General features: G+C 53.7%; 13 protein-coding genes. 4 read left to right on the plus strand and 9 right to left on the minus strand.

Annotated elements, in window-relative coordinates; translation table 11 throughout:
* The 6 genes from AB7U36_RS08235 to AB7U36_RS08260 all read right to left on the minus strand — a co-directional run.
* A partial coding sequence (locus tag AB7U36_RS08235; RefSeq protein ID WP_428159305.1) for a glycogen synthase occupies positions 1–1,033 on the minus strand: 1,033 nt, incomplete at its 3' end.
* Positions 1,034–1,255: 222 nt separating this feature from the next.
* Positions 1,256–3,463 (minus strand): heavy metal translocating P-type ATPase, encoded by a 2,208-nt coding sequence (locus tag AB7U36_RS08240; RefSeq protein WP_428159306.1) that lies wholly within the window; start codon positions 3,461–3,463, stop codon positions 1,256–1,258.
* Positions 3,464–3,499: 36 nt separating this feature from the next.
* Positions 3,500–3,874 (minus strand): hypothetical protein, encoded by a 375-nt coding sequence (locus AB7U36_RS08245; RefSeq protein ID WP_428159307.1) that lies wholly within the window; start codon positions 3,872–3,874, stop codon positions 3,500–3,502.
* An 18-nt stretch (positions 3,875–3,892) separates the two neighbouring features.
* Positions 3,893–4,318 (minus strand): hypothetical protein, encoded by a 426-nt coding sequence (locus tag AB7U36_RS08250; protein ID WP_428159308.1) that lies wholly within the window; start codon positions 4,316–4,318, stop codon positions 3,893–3,895.
* Between the two features lie 22 nt (positions 4,319–4,340).
* Positions 4,341–5,045, minus strand: a complete 705-nt coding sequence (locus tag AB7U36_RS08255; RefSeq protein ID WP_428159309.1) for a hypothetical protein — start codon at positions 5,043–5,045, stop codon at positions 4,341–4,343.
* Positions 5,046–5,140: 95 nt separating this feature from the next.
* On the minus strand, positions 5,141–7,465 hold the full coding sequence (locus tag AB7U36_RS08260) for a heavy metal translocating P-type ATPase (RefSeq protein WP_428159310.1): 2,325 nt from the start codon (positions 7,463–7,465) through the stop codon (positions 5,141–5,143).
* A gap of 233 nt (positions 7,466–7,698) precedes the next feature.
* Here AB7U36_RS08260 and AB7U36_RS08265 point away from each other — a divergent pair, with 233 nt between their 5' ends.
* From AB7U36_RS08265 to AB7U36_RS08280, 4 genes are all read left to right on the plus strand, one after another.
* A complete protein-coding gene (locus AB7U36_RS08265) occupies positions 7,699–7,833 on the plus strand; it encodes a hypothetical protein (RefSeq protein ID WP_428159311.1) in 135 nt (44 codons plus the stop codon).
* The gene (locus AB7U36_RS08270) at positions 7,811–8,047 is read left to right on the plus strand and encodes a hypothetical protein (RefSeq protein WP_428159312.1); all 237 of its coding nucleotides are present in this window, start codon (positions 7,811–7,813) and stop codon (positions 8,045–8,047) included. Before AB7U36_RS08265 ends, AB7U36_RS08270 begins: the two co-directional genes overlap by 23 nt.
* A gap of 299 nt (positions 8,048–8,346) precedes the next feature.
* Complete coding sequence (locus AB7U36_RS08275) at positions 8,347–8,538, plus strand: hypothetical protein (RefSeq protein WP_428159313.1); 192 nt, start codon at positions 8,347–8,349, stop codon at positions 8,536–8,538.
* A complete protein-coding gene (locus AB7U36_RS08280) occupies positions 8,538–8,804 on the plus strand; it encodes a hypothetical protein (RefSeq protein WP_428159314.1) in 267 nt (88 codons plus the stop codon). Before AB7U36_RS08275 ends, AB7U36_RS08280 begins: the two co-directional genes overlap by 1 nt.
* Here AB7U36_RS08280 and AB7U36_RS08285 read toward each other — a convergent pair.
* From AB7U36_RS08285 to AB7U36_RS08295, 3 genes are all read right to left on the minus strand, one after another.
* Positions 8,801–9,529, minus strand: coding sequence for a hypothetical protein (locus AB7U36_RS08285; RefSeq protein WP_428159315.1), 729 nt, complete (start codon positions 9,527–9,529; stop codon positions 8,801–8,803). The two genes, AB7U36_RS08280 and AB7U36_RS08285, sit on opposite strands and share 4 nt — an antisense overlap.
* Positions 9,530–9,563: 34 nt before the next feature.
* On the minus strand, positions 9,564–11,702 hold the full coding sequence (locus AB7U36_RS08290; RefSeq protein ID WP_428159316.1) for a heavy metal translocating P-type ATPase: 2,139 nt from the start codon (positions 11,700–11,702) through the stop codon (positions 9,564–9,566).
* Positions 11,699–12,019 (minus strand): hypothetical protein (locus AB7U36_RS08295; RefSeq protein ID WP_428159317.1); only part of this gene is annotated, 321 nt, incomplete at its 5' end. The genes AB7U36_RS08290 and AB7U36_RS08295, both read right to left, overlap by 4 nt.

The raw sequence follows: 12,019 nt of genomic DNA on the forward strand, positions 1-12,019 counted from the left end.
CTGCCACGGAGACGATCTGAATCCCGGTCTCCCAGTAGCGTGATATGATCTCGTACATGATCTGGGCCAGCAGCTGGCATCCTTTTTGGACCGGGTCCAGGCGGGAAGGCCAGAAAAACAAAGGGGCTTCCGGATTCTGCTCAAGGCCAACGGTTTTTTGGAGAAAGGCTTTGTTTTTCTGTTTCATCTCGCGGTGATTTTTCGGCCCGTAATTAAACCGGATCATTTCATCCACTGCCGGGTTGAATTCGGGTTCCGGCGCATTCAAAATACCCGTAGCACAGCCGGCCTCCCATTTGTGTGTAAGTTCGGTCTGAAGCGCATGTTCCACAAAAGGATGCCGGTTTTCAACGATCTCCTTCAAAAACGCCGGACTGACCGTATTAACATAATGGGCTGAAAACACACCCGAGCAAAGAAAATCCACCCGGTTAACTTCCCGGCTTTCCTCATAACTTTCAGGCGGCCGTTTAAAATAAAGCCATTGCCAGAAGGACGCCGCATCAATCCCCCGGTCCTCTATCTCGGCCAAGGTGGAGGTCATGGTATGGATATTGTGAATGGAAAACAGGCAGGGAATTCGATACTGCCTTGCCATGGCCGGGATCAGGCCTGTCATCCAGTCGTTGCAGTGGATGATGTCCGGTTTTACCCTGGGGATGATGTTGTTGATCACCTCCCGCTGAAATGCCAGGGACACCTTCAGATTTGTTTTATAACTACCGGAATATACTTTTTCCTTATAAAGAAACGCCCGGTCCGCTGCAAAATGGATACGCTTCTCATCCAGGCGTTCCCTGATTTTTTCCACCTCCCGGTCATGCTTTTCGGTGGAATAATCATGATAGATGGAACGGTAATCAGGTATGGCGACATGGACATCACAGTTCAAATCAAACAAGGCACTTATCAGGGCTGCCGAAACATCGGCCAAACCGCCGGCCTTGGCGGAATAGCCTGCACACGACCCCATCTCTTCCGGCAGATAAGTCACCTCCGGGGTAACAATAAGAATTCTTGGTCTATCAGGCATAAGCATCTCCCATTCACTGTCTTTATTGATTGACTCACTAACGCATCTTTCGTGCCTGCATAAGACCAGCAATCCTATCCCCTTGACACACAAGGCATGGGTAGTTATGCTCCCCTTTAAATTGGTTTAAAAATTTTTAAATCTTTGCTAATTATCTTTCCAGGATGTAAAAAAATCAAACACCAACCCTTCCCGATGGCGATTCTAAAGCAGGAGGCAAAATTAAATCTGTGGCCGGGCTGCATTGGTCACCGCACCCAGGGTGATCAGATTGTGGATCAATGCCCCTGCAAAGGGAGGAAGCAGCCCTGAAAGCATCAGCACCAGGGTCACACTGTTCAGCCCGATGGCCAGGGCATAGCTTTCCCGGATCACGGACAGGGCGTGCCGGCCCAAGGTCAGGCTTTCCGCCACCTTGCCAAGCCCGCCCTGCTGGAGCACAATATCCGCGCATTCAAGGGTCAGATCCTCCCCGGCTTCACCCACGGCAAAGCTTAAATGGGACCGTGAAAATGCCGGAGTATCGTTGATCCCGTCCCCCACCATGGCGATGACGGCACCTGGGGTTTCCTTTTTCTTCAGTTCAATCCAGCGGGCCTTGTCTTCGGGTGACATGCCCCAGTGCACCTCATCAAAGGGCAATTGCCCCATAAGATCCCGGGTGCCTTCCCGGGTATCTCCGGTGAGCAGCACAATCCGGGAAATGCCAAGGCCCTTCAACCGTGCCATGGTGTCCGGGCTCGCATCTGGCCGCACGGCATGGGCCGCATGGATACACCCCAGGATATGGTTTTCAAGGGCGACAAAAACAATGGAATCCGACCGGGCGCCTCTGCCGGTCCCGGGGCGGGATGGCGGTGCCGTATCAGCCAGGTCCAGGCCATGGGCTGTCATGAAATTCCTTGATCCGGCCAGAAGGGTTTTAACGCCGGTCCTGGTTTGCACCCTGGCTTCCACCCCCTGCCCTACAACCATTTTTTTGGCCTCACAGGCCGGAAGATCAAGTCCGAGTTCACTGGCTTTCAAAACCACAGCCCGGCTCAGGGGATGATTCAGGGACCCAAGAGCGGCGGCAGCCAGTTTTAAAATCGTCTCTTTCTTGTACCGCCGGTCCATATTCTGGACCCGGGTGACCCGGGCCGCAGTCTGTGTCAGGGTGCCGGTTTTATCCAGCACCAGGATATTCACCCGGCCTGCGGCTTCCACATGGGAACCGCCCTTGATTAAAATGCCCCGGGCCGCGGCCTGGCCCATGGCAACGGATACAGCCGTGGACGAAGAAAGGCGCAGGGCACAGGGGCAGGTCACCATCATGGTGGCAATGGCCAGAAACAGCGAACCGGTCATGAAAAAGGCTGCCCCGGCAAGGGCTAAAGAGACCGGGACCATGTACTGGGAAATCTTCAGGCTGGCCCGGCCCACGTCCCCTAAATCGGCGCGGGCAGACTCAATGAGCCGGATAATGGCGGCCATCCGGGTCTGATCCCCGGTTTTTTCAACGATTACCCAGGCATATCCGTCTTCCACCAGGGTACCGGCCAGAACGGCCTGGTCCTGAACTTTGACAACGGGCATGCCCTCTCCGGTCATGGCGGACTCGTTCACCAGAACCGTGCCCTTGACCACCCGGCCGTCCACGGGCACGGTGTTGCCGTGGCTTAAAACAATGGTGTCGCCCGGCATCAAGGTGTCTGCATCCACCCGCACTTCCACGCCGTCCACCAGTTTCCAGGCATGGGTCCGCCGGCCTGTGAGCATGTCCCTGACAGCTTTTCGGGTATGTTCCCGGATCCGGGATTCCATCCACCCCGACAGGTTGTACAGCCAGGCCACGGCCAGGGCTGTCAGGATATTGCCGGTGAAAAGGGATATATAAAGCAATCCCGTGGAGATAAAACTCATGTCCACCCGGCCGGTGTTTTTAAAATTCTCCACGGCCTGGCGCTGGATAGGCAGGGCCAGCCACAGGGCTAAAAGACCGGGCAGGCTGACCAGCCGGGCTGCAAAGGTGACCGGGGCCGGAACAGGCGCAAAGATCCGCTTGAGCATGAGCCATGCGATATATATGCCGGAAAGAAAAAGAGTGGGGCCGGATACGTGAAAGGAACCGTCTGTGTCATTTGGTCTCTGTAAAGTTTCAACCGCAGTTCGGGCTGCTGACTTCCCGCCCGCTACTATCTCATCCGCTGACATCTCATTGAGGACAGGCGCCAGAGAAAAGACAAAGTCAATAACAGCCCTAAGATCCGGAGGTCCCTGGGGATGAACCAGAACAATGGAACCGGTTGCCGGCCTGACCGCCGCAAGGGGGACCCCTTCCAGCGATTCAAGCCGCTTTTGGACATAGGCACAGCAGGCTGGCCGGTGCCTGAGACCCGGAAACTGAATCCGGGTTCTGAACGGTTTTGCCTGCCTGAGTTTAAATTTCATCCCGGTTCCGGTGAATACACATGGTCTTTCAGGTTGTTATTTTTTGCCCGCGGCTTCGGCTTCCACCTCTGCCTTGGCATCTTCAAATTTTTCCTTGAGTTCTTCGACACCGGCGGATGCAGCGGCCATGCCTTTGGAAACGGTTTTAACCACAGCTTTCTGTACGGTTTCATTGGTCACCAGAAGGGCCACGCCCGCACCGATAACGGCACCTTTCCAGAAGGTGGCTGAAGCGATATCAAGGCCTAAAAATGTGGAAGTTGCCGGTGCGGGCGGCTGGACCGGGTAATTCTGGGGTACGGCATACACCTTGGGTTCGGCTGTGGTAGCCGGGTCTGTTGCATTCTGCTGGGGCTGGGCCGGGGCCTGGTAGTACATCTGCTGGGTATTGGGGTCAATATAATAAGTCATATCAAGTATCCTTATAAATTAAGCGATGATACGGTTAATCAGATAACTTACGCCTGTGGCTGCGGCCAGGGTGACGGCTAAACCGGCAACCCCGCCGCTGGTCAGGCTGGTGGCTGCGGCAGTTGCGCAGGCCGCTGCCGTGCCGCCGATGGCCCCTTTGGCCAGACTGTCACCGGCGGCCTGGGCAAAACTCATCTGGCCGGCTGAGACCTTGTTGAGATTGCCCCCCATGGTACCCGTGGAGACGACGATGAATCCGAAGATGCCCGCACTTGCGGTTTTTGACACAGTAACCGGAGATGCTGCGTTTTTTGCCGGATAGCTCTGTATCGGATAGCTCTGGCCCGGGTTGGCCTGGACCGGATAGACCTGGACCGCGCTGTACTGGTGCAGCGGCGTAGTCTGGTAAGCCGGTGTATGGGTGGTTGCGGAAACGTTTTCCATAATTGAACTCCTTTATATTTTTTTATTTCGTAATCGGATCAACCTCAGGGCCAGGGGAAGCTGCGACATCTGCCGCATTTTTCCCAAAAAGGCTTCCAAATGTTTTACCCATGGCCCCGCGCACGGTTTGACTGGTCAAAAGAAAAGCTGCGGCCGCCCCGACAACGGCCCCTTTCCAGAACTGGTCGTCCTGGGAGGTTTCCGTCCACAGGGTTTTCACCACATCAGCCACTGAGGCATCGCCTTCGGCAAAATCTTCGACCGACTTGATAATCTGGGCGTAATCAGGCTGGTGGGGCTCAGGTGGCTGCTCGGGCGGGGCCTGGGTCGTGTAATATACATACTGTCCGTTTGGGGGCGGCGGCTGAACGAACTGCCCCTGGGGCATGGCATAGTAAAGCTGGCCCGTGGCCGGGTCCATAATCACATTGGGCTGAAACGGGGTCTGCTGTCCGGCGGCCTGGCCCTGAGGAAACTGTGAAACGGCCGGGCCCTGCTGATCCGGGATCGCTGTCCGGGCTGACGAGTCAACGGATGCTGCCCGGGCCGCATCTTCACCAGGCAAAGCCTGGGACTGCCCCCCTGGGTTCTGGCCGGGCATGGCCTGGGCGGCCGGCGAAACCGAAGCGCCGGCCTGGGACTGGGATGTCATATTTTCGGTTGGAGCGGCTGAAGGCTCATGGGAGCTGGCCGCGTCCACCGGAGACTGATGGTCATGGGTTTCCATGTATCTCTCCTGAAAAAAATGTGAGTATTATAATATAATTTAAAAATGTCCTATCTTTATTATATCTAAAAAAAGATGCCATGTTCAAGGCTATGCTAACTGCACAATTCATAGTGGTTTTCTTTTTCAACCGGACCGGCTGTCCAGGCGTTCTCTTTATTTTGTTCTGCCTTGTCTTTGGACCTGCCGCCCATGGGTGTGCAAGGCGGCTCCCAGGATAAAAGACGACTGGAATTGACTAAAATTCCGGCAGTATGGAAAATATGAATCATGCCGGCCATGACCGGGGAGAGCATCCCAAGCATGCCCAGGGCAGCACCTCCCAGGTCGGTGGAAATCGCAAAATAGTGGTTCTGGTCAATAACCTTCATGGTCTGGTGGCTTAAATTCCGCACCTTTATCAGGCCTTCCAGGTTGGAATCGGCAAGGGCGATATCTGCGGCTTCCAGGGCCACTTCAGCGCCACCGGCCCCGATGGCCACACCGATATCGGCCCGGGCCAGGGCCAGGGCATCGTTTACCCCGTCGCCCACCATAACCACCCGGTGCTCTTTTTGCAGTTCCGCCACCCGGTCTGCCTTTTCCTCGGGCAGCAGCGGGGCTCTGCAGTCATCAAAGGGAAAGATGTCCATCATGGTCCGGGCCACTTCCTTGTTGTCACCGGTGACCAGGTGAATGGCCTTGACGCCGTCGGCTTTAAGATAATTCAAGACCTCCACGGCTTCGGGCCGGATGGGGTTGGCAATCCCCATCATACCCGTGGCACTGCCGTTTCTGGACACAAAAATAACGGTGCGGCCAAGAGCCCTTTGTGCGGCTGCTTTTTTATCAAACCAGCGCAGATCCACCTCATGCTCGTTCATAAACCGCCGGTTGCCCACCAGGATTACTTCCTCGCAGCCGATATTGCATGATACGCCCCGGCCGGCTTTGAATTCGCAAACCGCATGGGCCTGAACAGTTAAATTTCGCTTTTCGGCTTCGGCCAGAATGGCCCGGGCCATGGGATGCTGGTTGTGGGACTCGGCTGTGGCGGCCAGAGAGAGGATCATATCTTCAGAAATAGACGGAGTCCTGCCGGTAATGGTCATGATCCGGGGCAGGTCCTGGGTCAGGGTGCCGGTTTTGTCAAAGCAATAGACATCGGTTTTGCCCACGGTTTCAAGATAAAGGCCGCCCTTGATGAGGATGGAATGTTTCGCCGCATTGGCCAGGGCTGCGGTGACTGCCGATGAGGCGGCAAGAACCGTGGCGCACGGGCAGGACATCACCAGCATGACGGTCAGGGCCCGCAAAGGATCCAGGGTCAGGGCCAGGGTGGCTGCCGTGGCGGCCAGGCCGATTTTCAGGAGCCGTGCCGCCAGTTCGTCCGCTTTCTGCTCGGCCGGCGCTTTATTGGCAAGGGAGTCTTCCACCATGCGCATGATTCCGGCAAGATAGGTATCCTGGCCGGTTTTCACAGTACGGATGAACAGGGTTCCCTGGGAAATAATGGTACCTGCATAGACCTTGTCCCCGATATCCTTAAACACTGCTTCCGAGCGGCCGTTAATGCTGGCTTCATCCACCAGGGCGTCCCCGTCCAGAATGGTGCCGTCCACCGGGATCTTCTCCCCGGTATGGGCCGCCACCACATCATCGGGGCGGATGTCGGCCACAGAGGTTTCAATCTCCATGCCGTCCCGCATCACATAGGCAGTGGCCGGGGCAACTTCCAATATGCTGCGAATGGCTTTTCTGGACCGCTGGGCCACATAATCTTCGGTAAGTTCAGCCACATTATAAATCCACAGGATCTGGATGGCGGAAAAGGCTTCCCCCATCAGGATCGTGGCAACGGACCCTGCAGCCAGAAAGGGTTTGACCGTCACTTTTTTCTTTTCTGCGGTGTCTCTGACAGCTTCTTTGATCAGAGGAAGGGTGCCGGCAATGGCGGCTACCCCCAGAAAACTTAGGGGATTCTGGGCCAGCGCCAGGCCGAATATCCATTTTCGGACCAAAGCAAAAATCATGACAGAAGAGAGCCATGTCACCCGCCTGGCCTTGGCTGGAAAGGATGCGTCTTCATGGAGGGGGCACAGACAGTCCGTACATGCCAGGCCGCCGGCAGGCTTGTCATTGGGAAAGGTCACGGGATGGGACACCTGGGCCAGAACAGCCTGAATCAGGCTGCCAAGATCTGTTTTGCGCGGATCAAACAGGATAATGACCGACCCGCTCGGGGCGCGGACATCTGCCCGGGTCACGCCCATCTGACGGTTCATAAAATTCTGCATCCACAAGGCCTTTTGGGTATCCTGGCGGCAGGACGCAACCTGCACCCGCATCCTGCCGGGGATGAACTGCCTGACCCGGATGCCTTTTTTTTTCAACAGGCTTCGGGTGATTGCCTGGGAACTACCGTTTAATTTTTTATTCATATGTTTCTTCGCCTAAACTATTTATTTTTAAACGCCAATCTACCACAACTCGTTAGTTGATTCAAACTTTTAATGCAGTCTTAATTAATTTTATTACATTAATTTTATCTCTACCTATTTGTAAAATTTTTATCAACATATAAAATTATTTATTGACTATAAAATTAGTTTGAACTAATATCTGGCATTAGATTATCACAATAAATAAATTCAATTGCTTTTCAGGAGGAAATATGGCACCGTTTATACCCATAGCCTGCGGGCTGGCAACTGTTCTGACCTGCGCTCTGGCAGTGGAAACCGGAAAAGGAACCCAGAAAACCATCAGACGAAGAAAACGAAGAAATGCCAGGAAAAATAGATTCTGAAATAAAAAAAGAGATCGCCAAAATCACCATGACAGCCAGTTTAGGGGTTGCGGTGATCACGGCACCCTTTTTAAAAAGAAACAAACTAATGAAAAACATCCACACCGGTGCCGGTGTGTTGCTTGCGGGCACTGCCCTGTGGCACCATTTTCTATACCATTCTGAGAAAAAATCCCAAAAAGCGCTGTCTGCACCTGACAAGCCTAAAGCCTGAAAAAAACATTCAAAAAAATGTGTGGATTCAACATATTTCACAATCTGTTATTAAATTATTAGCACTCCATCAAAACGACTTGATTTCCGGAAAAGTAACACAGATAGGGTTTTACATGTTGCCTGAAATAAATTCAGGAATTACAAACATTGGACTTTTTGCATTTCAAGTTAGCTGTAGTTAAAATAACTAATGAATTTAAATAGTTGACAATAAAATTTTTCAGACTTATAGTTAAATCCATGGGAAATATATAATATGTTTCCGTTAACACAAATTCACATATTAAGGAGAGCATTATGTTTTATCTGCCATTGACAGCATCCCCCCTGGGCTGGGTCATACTCGGCGTAGGCGGATATGCCCTTTACAGAGCAGGCAAGAAAAAGGGACAGGACGAAGCTGCTGCTTCCCGGATTACGGAAGTTCCGGGCCCAGAGGATAATGCAAAAACAGATAATGCAGAAACAACAGATCAAGGAGAAGAATAATGAGTGTACCAGTTGTCGCACACCCCCTGGGATGGGTTATTCTTGGTGCCGCAGGCTACCTTACCTATAAAGCAGGCAAAAAAGCCGGAAAAAAGACGGAAGAGGATATTGCCAAAACCAGTCTGTCCGACCGGGTTATCAAAGGGGCCATGAAAACGGTTTACAAAACCCAGAAAAGTGTTTCCCAAGGCCTGGGAAAAGCCAAGGAAAAGTACGGTTCGCTGTGGGAAGAGGCAAGAACAGAAGCCAATGCAACATCAAATTAAAATGCCGTCCGGACGATGACTGCGCCGGCCTTTTCAGGCGTAAGAAAAAGGCGCAGTCCCCCCGGACTTGATATGGCAATGGGTGCGCTTCCTGACCCATGCCCCTGCAGGGAATTGGCCTGGTCAATGGATTCCAGTGTCAGCTTTACACCAACAGTCACCCGGTGTGTTTTCAGGTGTTTGACGCCCCTTGGCCCGCCCATCACTTCCGTAACCTCAAAATCAAGGCCTTTTCTGGCAAAGTAGAACTGGGTGGAATCTTTCCCCGGGTAGTGTCCCCATATCCTTGCGGTTTCCCCTTCGGACAGCCGGGTTCTTTCCCGCCGGTTGATCAAAACCAGGTAATCCATATGGGGTAAGGAGCGGATAAAGCGGATATTTCCATTCACGGGAAGGCCTAAATGCGCCAGGGCCTTTTCAATAAACCGCCCGCCGGAATGAATCTCCACATGGCCTTCCTGGCCTTTTTTCATTTGGCTCAAAGGAATCTTTTCCCCGGATTCCAGGTGAATATACAGCTTCATGACCATGCCTGCCGGAATAACTACGTCACCATTTTCCCCGTGCACCCGAACAGAATTAAAATTAAAGTCTTCGTCATGCCGGATAATGCGCCCGCCGGTAAACAGCCCCATGTGTTGCATCCATTTTTCCAGGACAGGATTGGTGATCTGGAGCAGTACAAGTTCTTCATTTACAGGGGCATCAAGCAATGACGAATACATTTTTCCCTCTTTTTTAATTCAATTATTGGGTTTACTATAGTCTGTCGCAAATGATATTGATACCTTTTTCAGGTGTCTTTGGAGCCTTTTCAATAAGCTGACTTTCCCTCATGCCTGCATACCCGATGATCCCCAAAGTGGATATATTGTGAAGGATTGCTGCGGCCACCGGGCGAAGCCATCCCAGGGAGGCCAGCAATAAAAAGGAGGAATTAAGGGACACCGCGGAAACAAAGGCCTGCTGTATGGTTTCCTGGCAGCGCACGGCAATCAGCCGGGCAGTGAGCAGGCTGTTCAAATCTTCCTTGAGCAGGATCACCTGGGCAGACTCCTTGGCCAGGTCCGCACCCGAGGGCAGACAAATCCCCACATGGGCAGACACCAGGGCCGGGGCATCGTTCACCCCGTCTCCGGTAAAACCCAGGAAGCAGCCTTTATCCTTGAGCCGGTCCACAATATCGGCTTTATCCTCGGGCCGGAGCCCGGCATACACCTCGTCCACATCCGGCAGAGAAGCGGCCAGAGCATTGGCGGTACGTTCCGTGTCTCCGGTGAGGATAATAATTTTCTTAATGCCGGCGGCCTTAAGCCCGGCAAGCACTGCCGGGGCCTCGGGCCGAAGTTCGTCCCGCAGCCCTAAAACCCCTTCAAGATTCCCGTCCCGGGCCACATAGAGCAGGCTTTTTCCCTCTTTCTGAAAAGCAAGCGCCGCTTCATCAGCACCTGAGCAGTCAATGCCTTCGTCATCCTCTATGAAGTGCCGGCTGCCCACCAGGACATTGAGACCGTCAATATAGGCAGACACCCCGTGGGCCACGATAAAGTCCACCTGGCTGGTGGGAGAAAGCCCAAGCCCCCTGCCCCGGGCCGCGCCCACCACGGCTGCGGCCACGGGATGGGCATAATGTTCCTCCGCAGAGGCGGCCAGTACGAGAAGCTGGTCCTCATCCAGACCTTGGGCACTGAATATATCGGTCACCTGAAGTTCTCCCCGGGTCAGGGTGCCGGTTTTATCAAATACAAGGGTGTCCACCCTGGCCAGACTGTCCACGGCCTGGGCACCTTTAAGCAGTACGCCCTGGAGGGCTGCGGTATGCATGGCCACACGTACGGCAACAGGGCTGGACAGCTTGATCACGCAGGAGTAATCCACGGTAAGCACAGCCGCCGCTTTTTCAAGATCCCGGGTCAGGGCAAACAGGCCGACGCCCAAGCCAAAGGTGAGGGGCACCAGTTTATCTGCCAGTTCATCACTTTTCTTCTGGGAATCGGATGCATACCGCAACGAGTCTTCCAAAAATTTTGAAATCCTTGCCACGGATGTTTCCGCGCCCACATGGACGGCCTCAAAAATAATGCGGCCCTCCTCAATGACGGAGCCTGAAATGACCTCATCTCCCGGCTTGACATGGACGGGTACAGACTCCCCTGTCACTGAACTTTGATTAATCGCAGCCTCGCCGTCCACCACCCGGCCGTCCAGGGGAATCATTTCACCGGGCCCGCAAACCACCCGGTCTCCAATACCCGCCTCTTCAAAGGATATCTGGATCTCCTGGCCGTCCTTTTCTATCCATATTTTGTCGGTCTGGGGTTTTAGCAGGCTTTTAAGCAGTCCCGTGGTTTTCGTTTCACTGAGTTTTTCAAAATATTCCCCCAGGGCAAGCAGGGTTACAATGGCGGTCGCTGTAAAATAATCCCGCCGCCACAGGGAAAACGATACGGCTGCCGCATCCAGGACCTCAACCTTCAGCTTCCGGTTCCAAAGACAGACCAGGCCGCTCAGAATCACAGGCACGGACAGCACCAGGGCTAGGGGAGCGGCAAATAATGCAGGCAGAAAAAGACAGGTAAGGGAGAGCATCCCTTTCACCGACAGGGCCAACAGCGAAGGAGGCGATTTTCTGTCGTTTTTTCCGTTGAACACACTCAGGGGCAGATCCTGGATGCATCCGAATACGGCAGCCCTTGTTTCTGTCCGGCCGTCATACCTGACAATGGCAGAAGAGGCCCTGCCGTTAAATCGTGCGGATTCAACGCCCGGTATGGTTTCCAGGGAGGCTTCCAGGTAATCGGGATCCAGATCCGGATTTCGCAGGAACCGTCCTTTCAGCCGCATCCGGTTGGGCAGTTCACTGACAATGGTAAAAGGGCGGCGTGTACAGCTATTCATGGGGCATCCGTTCCCCGGGAGTTACACGAGGCATCCGGGCCTTTTTTCATTATTTTATCGATCAAATATCCGGCCCCGGCAAGCGCTGCGGCTGTGATGCCGATATCAACCAGAGTTTTTTTATCGGTCAAAGAGAGAATAAGCGAAGCCGCAGTCCCTTTGGCAAGGCCATTGACCACAGCCTGGGCTTTGCTCATGGTCCCGTTGTGCACATCCACCATGTTTGACCCAATGGTAGCGGCCGAAGCAATGGTGATGGTGATGGCGGCAAATTCCAAAGGGGTATACGTGTCCCGGGGGACAGGGATGGGGGCAAG

The sequence above is a fragment of the Desulfobacter sp. genome, from assembly GCF_050177295.1.